At 68.1% G+C, this 20,722-nt stretch carries 13 protein-coding genes; 4 read left to right on the top strand and 9 right to left on the bottom strand.

Annotated elements, in window-relative coordinates; translation table 11 throughout:
• Positions 1–50 precede the first annotated feature (50 nt).
• A complete protein-coding gene (locus QFZ21_RS08400) occupies positions 51–1,055 on the top strand; it encodes a sugar phosphate isomerase/epimerase (protein WP_307376597.1) in 1,005 nt (334 codons plus the stop codon).
• 94 nt (positions 1,056–1,149) lie between these two features.
• Here QFZ21_RS08400 and QFZ21_RS08395 read toward each other — a convergent pair whose 3' ends face one another.
• Both QFZ21_RS08395 and QFZ21_RS08390 read right to left on the bottom strand, forming a co-directional pair.
• Positions 1,150–2,034 (bottom strand): aldo/keto reductase, encoded by an 885-nt coding sequence (locus tag QFZ21_RS08395; RefSeq protein WP_307376594.1) that lies wholly within the window; start codon positions 2,032–2,034, stop codon positions 1,150–1,152.
• A gap of 84 nt (positions 2,035–2,118) precedes the next feature.
• Positions 2,119–3,762: an extracellular solute-binding protein gene (locus QFZ21_RS08390; RefSeq protein ID WP_307376591.1), complete on the bottom strand. Its 1,644-nt coding sequence runs from the start codon at positions 3,760–3,762 to the stop codon at positions 2,119–2,121.
• A gap of 286 nt (positions 3,763–4,048) precedes the next feature.
• On the opposite strand from QFZ21_RS08390, the gene QFZ21_RS08385 reads away from it, so the two are divergent.
• Positions 4,049–7,324 carry a glycoside hydrolase family 2 TIM barrel-domain containing protein gene (locus tag QFZ21_RS08385; RefSeq protein WP_307376589.1) on the top strand — a complete coding sequence of 1,092 codons (3,276 nt, stop codon included), beginning with the start codon at positions 4,049–4,051 and terminating at the stop codon, positions 7,322–7,324.
• Positions 7,325–7,392: 68 nt separating this feature from the next.
• On the opposite strand, the gene QFZ21_RS08380 is transcribed toward QFZ21_RS08385, so the two are convergent.
• Genes QFZ21_RS08380 through QFZ21_RS08370 form a run of 3 tightly spaced genes read right to left on the bottom strand, consistent with a single transcriptional unit; the run spans position 7,393 to position 11,431 of the window.
• A complete protein-coding gene (locus QFZ21_RS08380) occupies positions 7,393–9,489 on the bottom strand; it encodes a glycoside hydrolase family 36 protein (RefSeq protein WP_307376586.1) in 2,097 nt (698 codons plus the stop codon).
• A gap of 2 nt (positions 9,490–9,491) precedes the next feature.
• On the bottom strand, positions 9,492–10,445 hold the full coding sequence (locus QFZ21_RS08375) for a carbohydrate ABC transporter permease (protein ID WP_307376584.1): 954 nt from the start codon (positions 10,443–10,445) through the stop codon (positions 9,492–9,494).
• A 5-nt stretch (positions 10,446–10,450) separates the two neighbouring features.
• Positions 10,451–11,431 (bottom strand): sugar ABC transporter permease, encoded by a 981-nt coding sequence (locus QFZ21_RS08370; protein WP_307376581.1) that lies wholly within the window; start codon positions 11,429–11,431, stop codon positions 10,451–10,453.
• A 258-nt stretch (positions 11,432–11,689) separates the two neighbouring features.
• Here QFZ21_RS08370 and QFZ21_RS08365 point away from each other — a divergent pair, with 258 nt between their 5' ends.
• The gene (locus QFZ21_RS08365; RefSeq protein ID WP_307376579.1) at positions 11,690–12,445 is read left to right on the top strand and encodes a FadR/GntR family transcriptional regulator; all 756 of its coding nucleotides are present in this window, start codon (positions 11,690–11,692) and stop codon (positions 12,443–12,445) included.
• A 4-nt stretch (positions 12,446–12,449) separates the two neighbouring features.
• Here QFZ21_RS08365 and QFZ21_RS08360 read toward each other — a convergent pair whose 3' ends face one another.
• Positions 12,450–13,775, bottom strand: coding sequence for an L-fuconate dehydratase (locus tag QFZ21_RS08360; protein WP_307376576.1), 1,326 nt, complete (start codon positions 13,773–13,775; stop codon positions 12,450–12,452).
• A 352-nt stretch (positions 13,776–14,127) separates the two neighbouring features.
• Here QFZ21_RS08360 and QFZ21_RS08355 point away from each other — a divergent pair, with 352 nt between their 5' ends.
• Positions 14,128–16,482, top strand: coding sequence for a glycoside hydrolase family 2 TIM barrel-domain containing protein (locus QFZ21_RS08355; protein WP_307376573.1), 2,355 nt, complete (start codon positions 14,128–14,130; stop codon positions 16,480–16,482).
• Positions 16,483–16,529: 47 nt separating this feature from the next.
• Here QFZ21_RS08355 and QFZ21_RS08350 read toward each other — a convergent pair whose 3' ends face one another.
• Genes QFZ21_RS08350 through QFZ21_RS08340 form a run of 3 tightly spaced genes read right to left on the bottom strand, consistent with a single transcriptional unit; the run spans position 16,530 to position 20,681 of the window.
• A complete protein-coding gene (locus tag QFZ21_RS08350; protein ID WP_307376571.1) occupies positions 16,530–17,633 on the bottom strand; it encodes a Gfo/Idh/MocA family protein in 1,104 nt (367 codons plus the stop codon).
• Entirely contained in the window at positions 17,618–18,316 is a 699-nt protein-coding gene (locus QFZ21_RS08345) for a ThuA domain-containing protein (RefSeq protein WP_307376569.1), read from the bottom strand. The genes QFZ21_RS08350 and QFZ21_RS08345 overlap by 16 nt, the downstream gene beginning before the upstream one ends.
• Before the next feature lie 16 nt (positions 18,317–18,332).
• Positions 18,333–20,681, bottom strand: coding sequence for a glycoside hydrolase N-terminal domain-containing protein (locus QFZ21_RS08340; protein WP_307376566.1), 2,349 nt, complete (start codon positions 20,679–20,681; stop codon positions 18,333–18,335).
• Positions 20,682–20,722 lie beyond the last annotated feature (41 nt).

Below are 20,722 nucleotides of genomic sequence, written 5' to 3'. Positions count from 1 at the left end.
CGCACATCCTCCACCGCATCACCCGCCACGTTTCTACGAAGGAGTCGTTCATGGCACGTCCGATCACGTTGTTCACCGGTCAGTGGGCCGATCTGCCGTTCGAGGAGGTCGCGCGTCTTGCGGGGGAGTGGGGGTATGACGGGTTGGAGATCGCCTGTTGGGGCGACCACATCGACGTCTCCCGCTGGGACGACGAGGAGTATGTGCAGTCGCGTCGCGACATCCTGGAACGCAACGGGCTACAGGTGTGGGCGATCTCGAACCACCTGACCGGGCAGGCGGTGTGCGACGACCCGATCGACGTCCGCCACCGTGACATCCTCTCCGACCGGGTATGGGGCGACGGCGACCCGGAGGGCGTGCGACAGCGCGCCGCGGAGGATCTGAAGGACACGGCCCGGTTCGCCGCGAAGCTCGGTGTGTCGACGGTGAACGGGTTCACCGGGTCGAGCATCTGGAAGGCCGTGGCGATGTTCCCGCCGGCGTCGGATGAGTTCATCGCGGCCGGGTACCAGGACTTCGCCGACCGGTGGAACCCGATCCTGGATGTGTTCGAGGAGGTCGGTGTGCGGTTCGCGCTCGAGGTGCATCCGTCGGAGATCGCCTACGACTATTGGACCGCGAAGGCGACGCTCGACGCGATCGGGCACCGGGCGAGTTTCGGGTTCAACTTCGATCCGTCGCACTTCGTCTGGCAGCAGTTGGATTCGGTCGCATTCGTGCTGGATTTCGCGGAGCACATCTTCCACGTGCACGTGAAGGAGTCGATCACGAACCTTGACGGCCGTAACGGGGTGCTGGGCTCGCATCTGCCGTGGGCGAATCCGCGGCGCGGGTGGACGTTCGTCTCCACCGGGCACGGTGCGGTGAAGTGGGAGCCGTTGTTCCGCGCGCTGAATGCGATCGGGTACACGGGTCCGACGAGTGTGGAGTGGGAGGACGCCGGCATGGACCGCCTGCACGGAGCCCCGGAGGCGCTCGCGTTCGTGCAGAAGCTCGCCGCGATCACCCCACCCGATGCCGCCTTCGACGCGGCATTCTCCACCAAGGCGTAAGAACGCCCGCTGAAACCAGAGGACGCCCGCTGAGCGCTGTGCGCTGAGCGGGCGTCCTCTGCGATGTGCAGGTGCGGTGTGCAGCCTGCGGGACTCAGACCTGGTCGAGCGCGGCCAGCTCGTCGGTGGTCAGCTCGAGGTCGGCGGCCGCGGCGGAGTCGATGACCGACTGCGGCCGCTTGGCTCCCGGGATCGGGATGACCACCGGCGCCTGCGCGAGCTCCCACGCCAGCGCCACCTGCTGGGCGCTCACGCCGCGGGCCTCGGCCACCTGCTGGAAGGCCGGATGCCGGTCGGCCAGCTCCTTCGCATCCGACAGCCCGCCGAGCGGGCTCCAGGCCAGGAAGGCCAGACCCAGTTCATTGCAGACGTCGATCTCGGGTCGGCTGCTGCGGAACTTCGGGCTGAACTGGTTCTGCACGCTGACCAGGCTGTCGCCCAGCGCCGCGTGCGCGGCCCGGATCTGCGCAGGGTCTGCGTTGGAGATCCCGATCATCCGCACCTTGCCGCTGGCGGCGATCTCGGTGAGTGCGCCGATCGTCTCCGCATAGTCGATCGTGGCGTCGGGACGGTGGTGCTGCCAGAGCGCGATCTGTTCGACTCCGAGTCGAGACAGGCTGGCATCGACCGCGCGACGCAGGTGCTCCGGACGACCATCGTGGTCCCAGCCGCCGCCCTCGATGCGGAACGCACCGCCCTTGGTGGCGAGGAGAACGCGATCGCGCACGCCCAGCTCGTCGAGGATCGAGGCGATGAGCCTCTCGTTCTCGCCCTGGGCCTCGGCACCCAGCTCATCGCCGGGGCCGTAGGCATCGGCGGTGTCGAAGAGGGTGACGCCGGCGTCGAGCGCGGCGCGCACGGTGTCGAGCAGCTGCGGTCTGGGCTGATGGCCCGTCTGGTCGAAGGTCATCAGGCCGAGCCCGATCGCTCCGACCTCGGTGCGGCCGACGGTGTCGTTGCCGAGTGTGCGTGTGTGCATGAGTGAATCCTTTCGGGGTGGGGTGGAATGAGCGAATCGGGGGGCGAGGCTTGCGCCTCGCCCCCCGATCAGGGAATACTCCGGTCAGCTCGCGTCGTACGCGGCCTGCCAGATCTCCAGGTAGCGGTCGACGCCCAGGCCCTTCAGGCCGTCCAGGTAGCCGTTCCAGTCGCCGTCACTGTTCGGGTCGCGCACCCCGGTGACGAACTCGGCGGTCGATGTCGCCACATTGCTCTCGATGTTGGCGGTCAGCGTGGACAGTTCGTTGCCCTCCTCGACGGGGACCCAGAGGTCCCAGTACGGGAACATCGCATCGGAGTCCTTGCCGTCGTAGAGCTCGGTCGCCTCGAAGAGTCGACGCTCGAAGCCCGGCTGCGTGTTGATGTCGAGCGGCGCCACCTGGGCGTTGCGGAACTCCGTGGTCTCGAACACCTGGGCCATCGGGCCCCAGCTGCCGTTGTAGTCGGCTTCGTTCTCCTCATCCACCAGGATGTCGAAGAAGGTCGCTTCGAGGTCGGAGTCGAGGGCGATCTCGTCCGGCTCCGCCGCGCGCCAGCCGATGTCCTGCTCGCCGAACTCGCCGCGCATGTGGCCTTCCTCGGTGAAGAGGTAGTCCATCATCTCCATGATGACCTTCTGCTCCGTCTCGTCGGCGGCCTTCGTGACGACGAAGGTGGCACCGGGGATGCTCGGCAGCTGGTATGTCGCATTCGCACCGCCGGGTCCCTCGAGCGGCGCGATCGGGAAGTACTGGTTGTCGCGACCGTCTTCCTGACCGATGCTCACGAAGATGCCGGAGTGGATGGCCGTGGCCCCGCCGACGATCACCGCTTCGGCGTTGTTGCCCGTGCCCTGCATGGTGTCGTCACCCTGCGAGAACGCGGCGGGATCGATGAGCCCTGCCTCCCACATCTTGTTGAGGAACGCCAGGCCCTCCCGCCATCCGTCCTGCATCGGCTGCATCTGTACCGTGTCCCCGTCGAGTCCCAGGGAGATGGGCTGCCCGTTCGCACCGGCTCCGGTGTTGAAGGAGTTGGAGACGAAGGCGTTCATGATGAACGGCACGATCGACCACTGCGAGCTGCCGGTGATCGGGATCTCGTCCGCGACGCCGTTGCCGTTGGGGTCTTCCGTCTTGAACGCCATCATGACGTCGAAGAACTCATCGGGTGTCGTCGGCGCGTCGAGTCCGAGTGCTTTCAGCCATTCCTGGTTGATCCAGAACTTGTACGGGTAGGAGCAGTGGTAGCAGTCGTTCCACTGCGGCAGTCCCCAGATCTTGCCGTCGGGTGCGGTGGCGAGCGACTCGAAGCCGGGCTCGGCGGCGAGGGCGTCGGCGATGTTCGGCGCGTACTTGTCGATGAGGTCGTTCAGCGGGAGGATCACACCCTGGTCGCCGTAGCGCTGCAGCTCCGCCTTGTTGAACTGCGAAGCCCACGGGACGAGCATGTACGCCTCGGGCAGGTCGCCGCCGGCCAGGGAGACCTGGCGGGCCTCGTTCGCCGCCCCGGATTCGTAGCCGGTCGTCTCGAACTGGATGTCGACGTCGAACTTCTCCTCCATGAGGAGGGTGAACGAGTTGGTGTTCAGATCCATCTGCCCGCCCTGCTCGCCGAAGATGGTGATGACCTTCTGGTCGTCCTCCGAGCTGGGGGAACAGGCGACCATCGCGGTGGCCAGTACGGCGACCGCCGCGAAGCCGGCGACGGAGCGACGGCTGTGTCGCATCCTGTCGGATAGGTGTTGTCTGGACAATGTCTTGCCTCTCTGTGGTGGGTACGGCCTTGTCGAGGAGTCAATGACCCTCAGCGGATATGTGAGCGACGATGAGGTACCGGAGCATCAGTGGCATCAGGAGACGGCTGCGGCTCTGCAGGCATGTCTTCACGGTAAACGTCAGACCATTCGGTGTCAATACAGAGATTCTCGCGGTGGAAGCCCCAGCGCGGTAGTCTAAACATCTGATGACTCACGCTCCGAGCAGGGGCGCGTCGACACCAGTAGAGGATGCACGATGACGAACACACCGGAGTGGAACGATCCCGCCGTCTACGAATGGGGGACCGAGCCCGCTCACGCCGCGCTCATGCCCTACGAGACGGACACGCAGGCCATTCACGCAGACCGGCTCGACTCCCCCTATCGCCTGAGCCTCGACGGCGAGTGGAAGTTCTTCTGGTCGGAGAACCCCGCGACGAGGATGCTCGACTTCGCCGGCGACGGCGTCGATGATGCCGGGTGGGACACGATCCCGGTCCCGTCCTCCTGGCAGCTGCACGGCTACGACTTCCCCATCGGCACGAACACCGTCCTGCCGTGGACCGGGGCCAACGGCAGAGGCGAGCAGCCCGATCCGCACGGCGACTATCCCCATGCCCCGACCGCGTACAACCCGGTCGGCCAGTACCGCACGACCTTCGAGCTGCCGCAGAGCTGGGCGCCGCGCCGCACCTTCCTCCGGTTCGACGGGGTGGAGTCCGCCTACTACGTGTGGATCAACGGCCAGAAGATCGGCTACCGCGAGGACAGCTACACGCCCGGCGAATTCGACATCACGGCCCACCTCCGCCCGGGGCACAACCTGATCGCGGTGGAGGTCTACCGGTGGTGCACCGGTTCCTACCTGGAGAACCAGGACAACGTGCGGCTCTCGGGCATCTTCCGCAGCGTCTCGCTGATCTCCCGATCGCCGGTGCTGATCCGCGACTTCACCGTCCGCACGCTGCTGGATGATTCCTTCACCGACGCCGTACTCGACGTGACCGCAGACGTCCGCGACTACGCAGGGGAGAGCGCCGGGCTCGACTACAGCCTCCGCGGGCGGCTCTTCGACGGCACCGAGCCCTCGGCGGCCGAGGTGTGGGCAGAGGCCGGTCGCGTACAGGTCGCCGGCACCGGGGTCGATTCCCGCGCCAGCCTGTCGGCGCCGGTCCGGCGGCCGCGTCTATGGTCGGCCGAGCATCCGCAGCTCTACACACTGGTCCTCGAACTGTGCGACGAGAACGGTGCGGTCGTCGAGCGCATCTCCACCCGCGTCGGCTTCCGACGGGTCGAGATCGTAGACGGCGCCCTCCTGCTCAACGGTCGGCCGCTGTCCATCCGTGGTGTCAACCGCCACGAGTGGAATCCGCGGACCGGGCGCACGCTCTCCGTCGACGACATGATCGCCGACATCCGGCTCATGAAGCAGTCCAACATCAACGCCGTGCGCACCTCGCACTACCCGAACGATCCCCGGTGGTACGAACTCGCCGACTCCTCCGGGCTGTACCTCTTCGACGAGGCCAACAACGAGACCCACATCAACAGCGTCGATGCAGAGGGCAAGCCCAACATCCCCGGGAACCGCTCGGAACTGCGGGACCCGCTGCTGTGGCGGATGGGGAACGTGGTCGATCGCGACAAGAACCACGCGTGCGTCATCGCCTGGTCGATCGGGAACGAGTCGGGCGTCGGATCCAATCTGAAGGCCATGTACGACTGGACGAAGGAGCACGACCCCACTCGTCCGGTCAGCTACCAGGACCCGACCGGCTCCGGGACGCCGGTCGTCCCGACGGAGCTCTCCGACTTCGACGGCGACTTCTATCCGCCGACCGGCCAGCTGATCACACGCTCTCAGCGCGACCCGCGGCCGTACCTGCTCATCGAGTACGCCTTCGGCCAGGGGAACTCCTCCGGCTACCTCGACGAGTACTGGGGTGCCATTCGAGAGCACCCGGGGCAGATGTTCGGCGGCTTCCTCTGGGACTGGGCCGACAAGGGGCTGTGGTGGCCGACACCGGGGAACCCGGAGGTCGAGTTCATCGCCTACGGCGGCGACTGGGGCGACGACCCGAACGAGGAGAGCGCGCACATGAGCGGGCTGACGCTCGCCGATCGCACTCCCACGGCCAAGCTCGAGGAAGCGAAGCTCGCCTACCAGCCGATCACGGTCACCGGCATCGCCGTGCCCAGCGGGAGCATCACGATCTCGAACGAGTACCTGTTCACGGGTCTCGAGGGGCACACGCTCGAGTGGTCGCTGACCGAGGACGGGGTCACGCTGCAGGAGGGAACCGTGCCGGGGGCAGCGCTGGCCATCGGCCCGGGGGAGAGCTCCGACGTCACGCTTCCGTTCGAGCTTCCCGAGAGTCCTCGCCCGGGCGCGGAGTACCGGCTGGACGTCGCGCTCACGCTCGCCGAAGACAGCCCCTGGGCCGAGCGCGGGCACGTCGTCGCTCGTGCACAGTTCGACGTCCCGGTCTCGGCACCGGAGGCGACGCATGTCCCCGCCGAGGATCTTCCGCCTGTCGAGGTGGTCGATGAGGCCGGCTCCCTCCACGTCAGCGGCGACCGGTTCGACGCCGTGGTCTCGCGTGCGACCGGACGCCTCACGTCGCTGGTGTACGACGGGCGCGAACTGCTCGCCGGTGACCTGATGCCGAACTTCTGGCGCACGCCGAACGATTCGGAGCTGGCGATCCCCGACATCCGTCTGAAGCGCCCGGAGCCGTCGCTGCCATGGCGCGGCGTCGGCGAGGACTGGGCCGTCGACGAGGTCGAGGTGCAGCCGATGACCGGGGCTGTGCGGATCAGCGTCCGCGGCTCCGTCACCACGAAGGTGCCTTTCCGTCCGAGCGATCAGATCACCACCTCACCGCAGTCGATCGTCTACACGATCCATGGCAACGGACAGGTCGATGTCCTGACGACGTTCGAGCCCGTGACGGGCACCCCCAACCCGCAGGTGATCGGCACCACGCTCGGACTCCGCCAGGAGTTCGACACCGTCCATTGGTATGGTCGCGGCCCGTGGGAGTCGACCGCTGACCGACGGTCCTCCGCGTTCTTCGGGCGGTACTCGGGCTCGGTTGCCGAGCAGATCACCCCCTACAGCCGACCTCAGGATTCGGCCAACAAGGCGGACGCCCGCTGGGCGGCCGTCACGGACCGCGACGGAGCCGGCGTGCTCTTCGCCGCGGGCGGGAGCATGTTCTTCAACGCCCAGCCGAACAGCCCGGTCGAGCTCGCGGACCGCCGACACTGGCATGAGGTCCCGGCATCCGACCGCACCGTGGTCCGCGTCGATGCGGCGCAGGAGGGCATGCACGGCGGCAACTGGGATGTCATGACGCGCCCCGACAGGTTCAGCAACATGCCCGCCAAGGGCCCGTATCGGCATCTCTATCGGATGCTGCCGCTGCGCGCAGGAGAAGACCCCGGTGAGGCGGCCCGCAGGTACGTCGAGACCGACCTGGCCTCTTCGCCCGCAGTCGCTCCGCAGCCGAGCCCGGCGACTGACGCCTAGCCAGGATTGCAGAAACGCCCGGTGGATCGCCTCTGCGGAGGCGATCCACCGGGGCCGGGGCCCGAAGGCTACGCGCCCCGCAGGCGGAACGTCCGCGCCGCAGGCTCGTCCGGCAGCTCGATCACGAGTTCGCCGGCGTCGGCATCCCATGTCGCCCGCGTCGGAAGCTCCTTCGGGAACACGATCTCCACGTCGAGTCCGCGCCCGGCGTACCCCGTGAGCGGGACCCGCACGGTGCGGGGACCGGACCGGCGCCAGATGGTGAGCAGTTCGCCTCTATCGTCACGCATGCCCAGGGCGACGACGGGATCGTGCCAGCCGGGCAGGCCGAGGGGCCAGAACGGCACGGCTGCCGGAAGCCTGTCCCGTGTCTCGCGGTACGCGGCGAGCCCCGCCCTGACCAGCTCCATCTGCGGTGGTGAGAGAAGGTCGAGCCGCCCGCCGAGGTGCACGCGCCCCAGCAGCGTGCTCGCGAGCGAGAACGCGATCCGCTCGTCGGACCAGGACGGGTCGGGGTAGGCCCATACGGCCCCCTGCTCGGGAGTGACCGCCGTCGGTGCCGCCGCCGCGATCGCGGCGGTGAACAGCGGGTCCTGATTGTCACTCGTCGACTGCACGGGGTGCACCGCGAGGGTCGCGGCATCCATCCGCTGTCCGCCGCTCGCGCAGCTCTCGATGACGAGTCCGGGATGCCGGTCCATGAGGCTTCGCACCCAGTCCAGCAGCACCCGCTGGTGGCCGAGCTGCCCGTCGCCGGGACTGTCGGCGTCGACGTCGGTGCCCTGCGTGACATCCATGTTGTAGTCGAACTTCAGGTAGCCGAGACCCAGGTCGGCGATCAGTCGCTCGACCGCGCCGTCGATGTGGGCGAGTGCGGACGGATGCCGGAGATCCAGCTGCAGTCGACCGGACTCGATGACCGGCCGCCCGTCCCGCTGGAAGAAGGCCTCCGGCGGCAGAGCCGCGGCGACGGGGCTCGACACCGAGACGACCTCGGGCTCGAGCCAGAGCCCCGGCACCATGCCGGCGTCGCGCATCCGATTCGTCATCGCCTGCAGGCCGTCGGGGAACCGGCGGAGGGACGGCTCCCACGAGCCGAGGTCGTTCCACCAGGTCGCCCCGTCGGTGTACCAGCCCGAGTCCATGCAGTAGATCTCCGCGCCGGCGTGCGCCGCGGCGTCGATGAACGGCGGGATGTTCTCACTCGTCGGGTCGCCCATGAGGGCGTTCATGTAGTCGTTCACGATCACCGGCAGCGCCTCGTTGTCCGGGTGCGGGCGACGCACCCGGCGTCGCGCGCGGGTCAGGTCTGCGAACAGCTCGTCGTCGTCTCCGCCGAGGACGAGGGTCGCAGGCACGGAGCAGAAGCGCTCGCCGGGTGCGAGGCGGCGCATCCACGCGGCGCTCTGGTCCGTCGGACCGCTGGCCACGAGGTACAGCGCTCCGCCCTGATCGCCCAGCTCCCAACGCCAGGCCCCGTTGTGCTCGACCTGCCACAGCAGAGATCGCGGCTGATCCCGGGCCCGCAGCACGCCCATCGGCAGGTGGCCGCCGGTCGACCAGCTTCCGCGCTGGCCGATGGCGAAGGACGCGCGGGAGCTGGTGATGCCCCACTGGTCGAGTCCCGAGTCGTCGAGTCCGAGCTCGGCCGGGGTGCGACGCTGCCAGACCATCTCGCGGAACCAGGTGTTGTGCGCGAAGCCGACCTCGTGGTCGCGCCACCAGCTCGAGCCCGGCGCCGAGATGCCGCCGAGCGCGACCGACGAGACCGCGCGGAGCTCGACCGGCTCCGCGCCGGCGACGACCTCGGTCTCGCATCGGACGACGGGCAGGTCCGGCCAGCTCGACCATCGTGAGACCACGCTGATGCCCGTCGCCGGATCCTGCGAGGTCACTGCGAGATGCGCCATCCCGTCCTGATGCCACTCCCGGTGGTCGACGAAGCGCAGCCGGCGCCCCACCGCGCTGCCCATCAGCCGTTCCGATGAGGAGATGCCCGAGCCTTCGCCACCGAGGTGGATCTCGGCGATCGGTAGAGCGCATGCAGGATCCGGGCTGCTCTCGTCGCCGACACGCGTGAAGCGCTGGACCATCGGCGGCCCGGCTTCCGGCGTCGAGATGTCGAGCTCGATGGCGCCGGGACGCCAGGTGATCCGCTCGCCCACGGTCACCCCTTGACGGCCCCGATCAGGATCCCCTTGTTGAAGAAGCGGGCGACGAACGGGTAGACGAGCATCACCGGCACGGTCGAGATGACGATGAGCGAGTACTTCATCAGGTCGGCGAGCTGTTGCCGTTCCATGGCGGCGGCCGCGTCCAGGCCGGGGGCGGCCTGATTGAGGATCAGCACGTTTCGGAGCACGAGTTGGAGGGGGAAGAGATCCGGATTGCGCAGATAGAGCAGCGCATCGAAGTAGGAGTTCCACTGGAAGATCGCGTACATCAGCGCGATCACCGCGAGGAGCGGCTTCGACAGGGGCAGCACCGTCGAGAAGAGGAAGCGCAGATCGCTCGCGCCGTCCAGCTGGGCGGCTTCGTAGAGTTCATCGGGGATCGACGACCGGAAGAATGCGACGGCGATGATCACCTGCCAGACGCCGATGGCCTGCGGGAGGATGATGGCCCACCGGGTGTCGAGCAGACCGAGGTTCTGGACGACGAGGTACATGGGGATGATGCCGCCGGCGAACAGCATGGTGAACACCACGAAGACGGTGATGCCGCGTCGGCCCCAGAAGTCCTGTCGGGACAGCGGATAGGCGATCGCGACCGTGAGCACCAGGCTGATCGCCGTGCCCGCGATCGTGTAGAACAGCGAGTTGCCGAATCCGGTGAGGATCGAGCTGTCGCTGAGCGCGCGCTGGTAACCCTCGAGCGTGAAGTCGATCGGCCAGAAGGTGACCTGGCCCGACGACACCGCGAGCGGGTCGCTGAAGGAGCTGGCGAGGATGTAGATGAGCGGCAGCAGCACCACGAGCAGGAAGGTGGTGAGCAGGATGTACACGCCCGCCATGAACCACCGGTCGACCACCGGTTCCTTGATGCGCGTCGGCGTGAAATCGTTGCGCGACCTCGGGAGACGGGACTTCCTGCCGGCCTTGCCGGAGGTCTCTTTCAGCATCGTGTTCACCACAGTCCGTTTCCTGTCAGTCGTTTCACGATCGCGTTCACACCGAGCAGCAGCCCGAGGTTGATCACGCCGTTGAACAGTCCGATCGCCGCCGCCTGGCTGAAGTCGGCGCTGAGCAGGCCGACCTTGTAGGTGTAGGTCGCGATGATCTCGGACTGCGAGATGTTGAGGCTGTTCTGCAGCAGGTAGGCCTTCTCGAAGCCGATCGCCATGACGTTGCCGACGCCGAGGACGAGGACGATCATCGCGGTGGGCAGGATGCCGGGCAGGTCGACGTTGAGGATCTTCTGCCAGCGGGTGGCGCCGTCGACCCGTGCGGCTTCGTAGAGCGTGGGGTCGATCCCCGCGAGGGCGGCCAGATAGATGACGGCGGAATAGCCCATCGTCTGCCAGATGTCGCTGAAGACGTAGATGTGCCGGAAGAACTCCGGGTCGCTGAGGAAGTCGATGGACCCCAGGCCGAAGAACTGGGTCACATGCCCGGCGATGCCCAGCCGTGGCGACAGGAAGAGGATCGTCATGGAGACGACCACGACCGTCGAGATGAAGTAGGGGGCGTAGGTGACCATCTGCACGGTGTTCTTGAAGAACCGCAGGCGGACTTCGTTCAGCGCGAGCGCGAGGATGATCGGGATCGGGAAGCTCGCCAGCACGACATACGCGGAGAGGATGAAGGTGTTGCGGAGCACCGGCCAGAACATCGGGTTGTTGAAGAAGCGCTCGAAGTGCTTCACCCCGGCCCAGTCGCTTCCCCAGACGCCGTCTATAACGTTGTAATCTTTGAACGCGATGATGGCGTTCGCCATCGGGATGTACTTGAAGATGACGAAGTAGGCGATCGGGACCAGGATCAGCAGGTAGAGCTGCCAATGCCGGCGCCAGCTGCGCTTGAGTCCGCGGAATCCGCGGGAGTTGCGCCGGTCGCGGAGCTTTCGGGTGACGCCGCCGACGTCGAGGCCGACACCGGGCGGGCTCACCATGAGGACCTCGCGAGGCCGGGGGACGCGGGAGGGGGAGGGGAACCGGCGATCAACCTCGGGCGGATGTTCATCTGGCTTCCTCTCTGCTTCGATGCAGGCACACTTCACGATAAACGTCAGATCAATCCCTGTCAATTGCCACGGCTTCTCGCGAGTTATCGTGCCTACGTACGCGATTGATTCAATCAATCAGCCGCGGGAGAGGCGTTCGCGGTACGGGGTGGGCAAATTCGTCTGACGATCTACACTGGGCACGTGGCTGCTGAGACTGAAGACCTCCCGACGGGTTCCCTCTCCCGGTCGGATCACGTGATCGACCACGTGAAGCGGATGATCGCGTCCGGCGAACTGCGGGCGGGGGACCGGCTCCCGATCGAGAAGGAGCTCGCCGCGCAGCTGGGCGTCTCCCGCGGTTCGCTGCGAGAGGCCGTGCGCTCGCTGGCCACGCTCGGAGTGCTCGAGACGCGGCAGGGCGACGGCACGTACGTGACGCAGCTCGACGCGAGTTCTCTTCTGCGTCACCTGGAGTTCTGGGCCGGCCTGCAGGAGGCCAACCAGTCGGTCGACCTTCTCGCGGTGCGTCGCGTGCTCGAGACCGAGTCTGCCGGTCTGGCCGCGGTGCGGCTCACCGAGGACGAGTTCGACGCCCTGGAGCGCATCCTCGCGGAGATCGATGCCGGACTCGTCACGGGCGAGCTCGAGCCGGAGTCCTTCATCGACGCGGATGCTGCGTTCCACCGCCAGATCGCGATCGCCAGCGGCAACGCCGCCCTGGCGGCGCTGATCGACAGCCTCATGACCCGCACGCTGCGGGGACGCCTCTGGCGCGCGATCACCGAACGGGACTCCCTCGGTGAAGCGCACGCCGATCACCGGGCCATCCTGGCCGCCCTGCGCACGCGCGATGCGGAGCGCGCCCGCATCCGCATGGCCGCGCATCTGCTGGGCGTCGAGGTCTTCGCGGCCGATCACCCCGTCAAGGGTGACGAGCCGCCGGTGCCCAGGGCCTGAGCGGTCAGGACGCGACGAGCACCGCCGCGGCCGCCGACTCCACCCAGTAGCCGCCGGTCGGGAACTCGTAGCGCTGGATGCTCTCCTCGAACATCTCCGCGCTGTATCCCGGGTTCGAGGGCAGCAGGTAGTGACCGCCGACGACGACGACGGGGTCGACGAAGTGCTCGTGCAGGTGATCGACGTACTCCGTGAGGCGCTTGTCCAGCGACCCTGACACGGCCACGAAGTCGAAGATCGACAGGTGCTGCACGAGCTCGCACAGCCCGACACCGCCGGCGTGCGGGCACACCGGCACTCCGAACTTGTGGGCCATGAGGTACACGGAGAGGATCTCGTTGACGCTGGCCAGGCGGGCCGAGTCCAGCTGGCAGAAGTCGATCGCCTCGGCCTGGAACATCTGCTTGAAGAGCACGCGATTCATGCCGTGCTCACCGCTCGCGACACCGATGGGGCTGACCGCCTTGCGGATGGCGGCGTGCCCGAGCACGTCGTCGGGACTCGTCGGCTCCTCGATCCACAGCGGGCGGAACTCCGCGAGCTCGTTGATCCAGTCGATCGCCTGGGGAACGTCCCAGACCTGATTGGCGTCGATCATGAGCTCGGCATCCCAACCGATGATCTCGCGCGCCACGCGCAGTCGCCGACGGTCCTCTTCGAGGTCGGCGCCGACCTTCAGCTTGAAGTGGCGGTAGCCCTCGTCCACGGCCTCCTGCAGGAGAGTGCGCAGCTTGTCGTCGGAGTAGCCGAGCCAGCCGGCGCTGGTCGTGTAGCACGGGTAGCCGCCGCGGGCGGTGAGCTCCGCGATGCGCTGCTGGCGGAGGGGCGCCGACGCGTGCAGGATGTCGAGCGCCTCCTCGCGGGTCAGAGCGTCGGACAGATATCGGAGATCCGCGGCGTCCACGAGCTGCTCCGGGGTCATCTCGACGAGGAGCCGCCACAGCGGCACCCCGGCACGTCGGGCGGCCATGTCCCAGAGGGCGTTCATCACCGCTGCCATCGCCAGGTGGACGACACCCTTCTCGGGACCGAGCCAGCGCAGCTGCGAGTCGGACGCGAGCTCGCGGTAGATACCTCCGAGGTCGTCGAGGAGGGAGTCGACGTCGCGACCGATCAGCGGCTGGGCGCGCTGCCGGGCCGCCTCGGCGCACAGGTCGTTCCCGCGTCCGATCGTGAAGGTGAAGCCGTGGCCGCGCAGCTCGCCGTCGGTCTCCAGGATGACGTAGGCGGCGGAGTAGTCGCCGTCCTTGTTCATCGCGTCGGAGCCATCGGCGTCGAGCGAGGTGGGGAAGCGTATGTCGTGTACGCGCACGCCGGTGATGGTCGCCATCAGTCGTACCTTCTTCCTGGTGATAGATCGGACATCATTCGATCTATCGCTGTTCTCGTAGAGGTTTGTCTCCACGTCGATCGCCGCGTCACTCGAACGCTCGCATCGATTCTCCGTTGAATTCATCGATATTCCGGTGTTCTGGACGGTTCTTGCTCCGTGGCACCTCGATCACGACTTGCTCCATGCTACCGGCATTACGAGCGAAAGATCTGATGTTTACACGAACTGGCCACGATGTTAGCGTGACGTGTCGTCAATGAGGAGGAGACCCCGGATGCAGCGGGATGCGTATTCACAGCCATGGGAGTATCGGGAGCTCACCGGAGGGATCCCGGGGGACCCACACGCGGTGGCCGTGCCGCACGATGCGGTGCTCGCGATGGCGCGTGTCGCGGACTCGCGCCAGATGGCCTCGGGATACTTCCCCGGAGTGAAGGGGGAGTACCGCACCCGGATCTTCGCGCCTGCGGACTGGCGCGATCGCCATGTGGTCCTCGAGTTCGAGGCCGTCCACCGCTCCGCCGCCGTGTTCGTGAACGGAAACCTCGCCGCCCGTCAGCCGTCCGGGAGCACCACCTTCTCCGTCGAGCTCGACACGTTCCTGCGCTTCGGCACCGAGAACGAGATCGTCGTCGAGTTCCGCACCGATCGAGATGCGCGGTGGTACACCGGAGGCGGAATCATCCGACCCGTGCACCTCTCCGTCGGACCCCGCGTGCACATCCCGCTCGACGGCGTCGTGGTGACCACTCCCGAGCACGATGCGGACGCGTCGCTCGTGCAGATCGTCACGACGGTGCGCAACAGCGATCCGTTCCCCGTCGTGCGGCGGCTGGAGACGAGCATTCTGAGCCCCGCGGGTGAGGTGGTCGGCGTGGACCGGACGAGAGTGAGCGTGCCGGCCGGCGGCGAGGTGGATGTCAGTCAGCGCATCCTGGTGGAGGAGCCTCGGCGCTGGTCCGTCGACACTCCGGAGCTGTACCGCGCGACCTCGCTTCTGACTGCGGGTGACGGGGACCAGGACCAGACCGACCGGAGTGACGTGGCCTTCGGCATCCGATCGCTTCATCTGGACGCGCGGCGCGGCCTGCGGGTGAACGGGCAGCCGGTGAAGCTGCGCGGCGCCTGTGTGCACGCCGACAACGGGGTCATCGGCGGCGCGACGTTCGACGTCGCGGAGGTGCGCCGCGTCGCGATCCTCAAGTCAGCCGGCTTCAACGCGATCCGCAGCGCCCACCAGCCGATGAGCAGGGCGATGCTGGACGCCTGCGATCGGCTCGGGATGCTCGTCATGGACGAGCTCACCGACGTGTGGACCGTGGCGAAGTCGCCCGAGGACGGCTCGGATGTCTTCCTCGACCGCTGGCAGTCCGAGCTCGAGGCGATGGTCCGCAAGGACCGCAACCACCCCAGCGTGATCATCTACTCGATCGGCAACGAGATCCCCGAGGCGGCGACGCGGTCGGGGAGCGAACTGACCAGGGCGATGGCGTCCGCGACGCGCACGCTCGACCCGACCCGCTATGTGACGGCGGCCGTCAACGGCGCACTGTTCGTGATGGACGAGGCGGTCGACATCGACCCGGAGCTGCTGGGCGGGGCGTCGCTGGAGCCCGTGGCCGAGATCAACGCCCGCTCGCTGAGCCTCGAGGAGCGGATGAGTTCACTGGCCGTCACCGACGCCGTCGCCGCACTGACGGAAGAGGCCTACGGCGCGCTCGACATCGCGGGGATGAACTACCAGGACGCCCGCTACGAACTCGATCACGAGCGGTACCCGAATCGGGTCATCGTCGGATCCGAGACGTTCCCGACCCGGATCGACCGGCTGTGGGGCCTTGTCCTGGCCCACCCTCACGTCATCGGCGACTTCACGTGGACCGGCTGGGACTATCTCGGCGAGCCGGGCCTCGGGCGCATGCACTACCGCGACGACCAGCCCGGCGGTGGGGCGCTCGGCGCCTACCCGTTCCTCCTCTCCTCCGCCGGCGACATCGACATCACGGGTGAGCGGCGCCCCGCGTCGTACTACCGGGAGATCGTCTACGGCCTGCGCTCCGAGCCCTTCATCGCGGTGCGGCGGCCGCACACCCGCGGGCGTGAGATGAGGGCCGCCCCGTGGTCGTGGACGGACAGCATCCCCTCCTGGACGTGGTCGGACACCGGCGCAGACCCTCTGGAGGTCGAGGTCTACAGCGACGCGGACGAGGTCGAGCTGTTCGTCGCGGGCACGTCGCTCGGACGACAGCCTGCCGGGGCCGCGCACGGCTTCCGCGCCCTGTTCGCGGTGCCGTACGCGCCGGGCGCGCTGGAGGCGGTCGCCGTGCGCGACGGTGTCCTCGCCGAGCGCACGGCACTGCAGACGGCCGGGGCCGATCGTCGGCTCGCGCTGAGCGCAGAGCTCTCTGAACCGGATGCCGCGGGCCACCGCCTCGCGTTCGTCGTCGTCGAGCTCGTGGACGATCTCGGGGTGCGAGCGACCGACGGCGACGGGGAGGTCGAGGTCGCCATCGACGGTGCGGGGGTGCTGCAGGGATTCGGCAGCGCACGTCCGGAGACCGAGGAATCGTTCGCCGATTCCCGCCATCGCCTCTACGACGGGCGCGCGCTCGCGGTCGTCCGCTCGACGGGGGTGGGTCGTATCGTGCTGACCGCGTCCGCGCCGGGGCTGCCGTCCGTCTCGATCGAGCTGCAGGCCGGCTGAACGCAGTCCGGCTGAGTGCAGGCCGGCTGAGTGCCGGCCTGCACCCTTCAGAGTGACGTCAAAGGCACGGCCGTCGGCCGGTCCGCCGCAGGATCGAGGTCCAGACGTCGCCCCTCGACCGAGGCGGTCATCATGGTCTCCATGATCTCGAGAGCGTGGAACGCGATGCCGGCGTCCGCGCGCGGTACGTCACCGGCCGCGGTGCGGTGGAAGTCGAGCAGACCGAAGCCGCGGGCGCTGTTCTCGTAGCCCGCCGACACGGGAAGAGGCTCCCAGTCCTTGCCGCGGACCTTGAGCAGCGTGGTACCTGTGAACTCGTTCGGGTCGGGCACGATCAGCGATCCCTCGAGCCCGTGCACCTCGATCGGGACCGCGCGGGTGCCGACGGTGTCGAAGCTCATGGTGAGTGTCGTCGTCGCACCTCCGACGTGCTCGAGCAGACCGGTGATGTGGGTGTCGGTGCGCACGGGAACGCGCTCGCCCGCGCGCGGACCCGAGGCGATGACCCGTTCTTCTCGTGGACGCGATGCGACAGCCGAGACCCGCGCGACCGGGCCGAGCAGCGTGATCAGCGCGTGCAGATAGTACGGACCCATGTCGTAGAGGGGTCCGCCTCCGGGCGCGTAGTAGAAGTCGGGATTCGGATGCCACGCCTCATGACCCGGGATCGCCATGGTCGCCGTCGCCGCGACCGGTCGTCCGATGAGACCGTCGTCCACGGCGCGACGGGCGGTCTGGATACCGGTTCCGAGAACCGTGTCGGGAGCGCAGCCCACCCAGAGCCCGCGCTGCGCGGCGAGTTCGCGCACGGTCCGCGCCTCCGCCAGCGTGACGGTCAGCGGCTTCTCGCCGTACACGTGCTTGCCGGCCTCGAGCGCACGGAGGGAGACGTCGGCGTGCGCCGCGGGGATCGTGAGGTTGAGGACGATGTCGACGTCCGGATCCGCGAGCAGATCGTCGACGCTGCCACCGGGTACCCCCTGGGCGGCGCCGACGGCCGCGGCGCGCTCGACATCCAGATCGGCGACGCGCACGAGGCGCACCTCGTCGCTGATCCGCTGCAGCGTCTCGAAGTACATCCGCGAGATGAAGCCGACACCGACCATCCCGACTCGCAGCGGAGCATCGCCCCCGTTCAGCGACTGGCCCACAGCAGCCCCCTCTCCACGATCGAGCGCACCGGCGCCTCATCGAGCACGTCGAGCTTGTGCCCGGCGGTGCAGACGAAGACGCGGCCGGCACCCCACAGCCGCGTCCACACCACCGGTGACGTGAACGAGTGGTGCCAGGCGTCGAAGTCGCGGTGCACGATCTCGGTCGTCGCCAGCACGTCGTTGTAGGCGTCGGAGAGCACCCAGTACTGCTCCGTGCGCAGGGAGAAGTCCTCGATGCCCGACACGATCGGGTGATCGCGCCGCTCGGGCACGATGTTCACGGTGAAGTCGAGGTAGTGGTCGGACTGCTCGCCCGTGCGCTCGTCCTTCGGCACGGCGGCGTGATGGGCGAACTGCCCGCCGATCAGCTGCAGGTAGTCCGCGCTGTTGCGGTAGGAGTCCGCGATGCCGCCGTGCCATCCGGCCAGTCCGGTACCGGCGACGACGGCGGCCATCAGCCCGGCGAGCTCGTCGTCGGCGATCGTGTTCATGGTGTTGACCTGGACGATGAGGTCGATGCCCGCCATGGTCTCGGCGTCGGCGTAGACGGCCGTCCCCTCCTCGACCCGGACGTGGTATCCCTCCGCTTCGAGAAACGGGATCACCGAGTCAGTGGTCTGCACCGGCTCGTGTCCATCCCACCCTCCGCGGACGATCAGGGCCTGCTTGTTCTGCGTCATGGTGTCGGCTTTCGTGTCAGTGGTCTGTAGTCGCTTGGGGGGCGCGATCGAGTCGGACGGTGCGCGGTCCGCGCGACAGATCGACCGAGAGCGAGGTGCCCAGGCCGCTCACCGACACGACATCGCCCTGGCGGGCGGCATCCGATCCGGGAACGAGCGCGAGCGAGAGCGTTGCGCCGTCGGCATCCCAGGTGAGTTCCTCGATCACGACGCCGCCGCGCGCTCGCACGCCGCGGATCGAACCGGAGGGCCATGACGCGGGCAGCGCGGCGAGGATCGTCAGCGATCCGGGCTGCGACTGGATCAGCATCTCGATCACGACGGCGGGGAGCCCCCCGCTCGCGTCGACGTTGAAGATCGAGTCGCCGTCGTGCGTGGAGACGGCGTTGGGGCGCCAGAAGTCGCGGGCGAGGGACTCGACGCACCGCAGCGCGGAGTCCGCATCCCCGAGCCGCGCGGCTGCGAGGCCCAGACCGACCAGACCGAACGCCATCTCCTGGTGGCCGTCCCGTCCGGCCCAGGGTCGTTCGTCCCGCCAGTCCAGCTTCCGGCGGATCGTCTCGAGCGCCGCCGCGCGGAGTTCGGGCGTCTCAGCCGCGGGATCCTGCTCGTACCAGAACGGGTAGAGCTGCGAGACGTGACGGTGCGCGAGCTGCTCGTCGAACCGCGGATCGAGCCATTCGGCGAAGGTCCCGTCGTCGGCGACGCGGTACGGCGGAAGACGTTCGGCGAAAGACTCCCAGGCCGTGCGATCGACGTCTTCGCCCAGCAGCTCGGCGATCCGGATGCTGAGCCGCGCGGCGTCGCGGAACGCGGCGACGTCCATGGTCGCGTCGACCGCGAGCGGGTTCGTGCGATTGGCCGGGGTGTTCTCCGGGGAGTACGACGGCGCGAGGTGGAGGGTTCCGGCCTCATCGGCGGACGCGACCGACGTCGCGAACGCCATGACGTTCCGGGCGAGCGGCCAGGCGTACTCGCGCAGCAGCCCGAGGTCGCCGGTCGCGCTGAACTGATCCCACGCGAGCCGGAGCACCCACGCCCCACCGACCATCCAGTAGAGGTGGGGATACGCAGTGGCGAAGTGATTGCTGCGGCCGTGCGAGTCGAAGCGGGCGGGGAGCAGCCAGCCCTCGGCGCCGAACACGCGCTCGGCGTTCTCGACGTAGTCCTCGACGTGACGGAAGATCGCCCGCAGGTAGGAGGTGAAAAGCTCCGGGGTGCCGGATGCGACCAGCGAGGCCACTCCACCGTGCTGCACGTTGCCGTTCTGGGTCCAGTCGCCCGACCAGGCGGGCCGACGGGTTCCCTGCCAGATGCCGACCAGCGTCGGCGGCAGCACCCCGGTAGAGGAGATGATCGTGTGCCGCCCCGACGCGAAGGCGAGTTCGAGTGCGGCCAGCACGTGGTCAGCGTCACCCGTCCGTGCCCCGAGGAGCACGTCGTCGTAGGAGACGGCGTCGTCGACGCCGCTGTGCAGATCGAGCGAGGTCGCGGCGAACAGGGATGCGTGCGAAGCATCGGCCTGTGGCATCGGCTCGACGCGACCGCCGGACAGTTCGACGTGGATCGGCAGGCGTACGGCGACACCTGCCGGGAGCCGCACGTGCACGCCGCCGTCGACGGGGTGCGGGTCGAGGTCGTCGGAGACATCCACCTCGAGTCGGGCGCCCGTGGGCTGCGACGGGCTCGGCGGATGCTCGCGGACGAACGGGGGCAGTGCCTGCGCGTCGACCTCGACGTCGACCGTCAGCCGACGGCCCTCGAACACGGGCTCGGAAGGGGCCAGGAAGACGCCGTAGTCGGTGGAGGGGTAGTCGCCCTCGATCCGCTCGTCAGGACCGAAGTCGAGAGACAGCACACCGGCCGCCCCGCGGGTGGAGAAGAGTTCGAGCGCCAGGGTTCCCGCGGCGCGGTCGGGGATCAGGGCGATGCTGCTCCGCTCTCCGTCGGCGGTGGTCCACTCCGCTGCGACCCGACCCGTCGTGAAGTCGCCGACCCTGCGGTAGGTCGATTCCTCGGTCGGGTCGTCGGGCGTCCACGAGATCGCGCCGACCGGGATGAACGGGTCGGTCCAGATCAATCGCCCGTCGAATCCGTCCTGCGCGGCGGCAGCCGAGGTGATCTCAGCCGCGGCATCCGCGTCCCCGGCGAGGAGCGCCGCGCGGACGTCGGCGATCCGCTCGCCGATGCGCGGTGCGGGGATCGCCGAGTTCACGGGGAGGAAGAACTCCTCGTGACAGACGTGCACGACATGCCGTGCCGGGGTGCCGGACAGCACGGCGCCGAGCGAGCCCGTCCCCGCGACGAGGCCGTGCTCCCAATCGAGAGCAGCGGATGAACTCCAGAACCCGGATCTTTCGGACACGGCGCGGTTCCTCCCGGCGGTCAGTGCAACAACGGCGTTGA

The organism is Microbacterium sp. W4I20 (genome assembly GCF_030816505.1).
GTDB lineage: Bacteria > Actinomycetota > Actinomycetes > Actinomycetales > Microbacteriaceae > Microbacterium.
This window is presented reverse-complemented; position numbering and strand designations above follow the sequence as displayed.

What these genes read in the sequence shown, in the direction of transcription:
- QFZ21_RS08400 (WP_307376597.1), top strand. Translation starts at nt 51, where the DNA reads ATGGCACGTCCGATCACGTTGTTCACCGGTCAGTGGGCCGATCTGCCG.
- QFZ21_RS08395 (WP_307376594.1), bottom strand. Translation starts at nt 2,034, where the DNA reads ATGCACACACGCACACTCGGCAACGACACCGTCGGCCGCACCGAGGTC.
- QFZ21_RS08390 (WP_307376591.1), bottom strand. Translation starts at nt 3,762, where the DNA reads ATGCGACACAGCCGTCGCTCCGTCGCCGGCTTCGCGGCGGTCGCCGTA.
- QFZ21_RS08385 (WP_307376589.1), top strand. Translation starts at nt 4,049, where the DNA reads ATGACGAACACACCGGAGTGGAACGATCCCGCCGTCTACGAATGGGGG.
- QFZ21_RS08375 (WP_307376584.1), bottom strand. Translation starts at nt 10,445, where the DNA reads ATGCTGAAAGAGACCTCCGGCAAGGCCGGCAGGAAGTCCCGTCTCCCG.
- QFZ21_RS08360 (WP_307376576.1), bottom strand. Translation starts at nt 13,775, where the DNA reads ATGGCGACCATCACCGGCGTGCGCGTACACGACATACGCTTCCCCACC.
- QFZ21_RS08345 (WP_307376569.1), bottom strand. Translation starts at nt 18,316, where the DNA reads ATGACGCAGAACAAGCAGGCCCTGATCGTCCGCGGAGGGTGGGATGGA.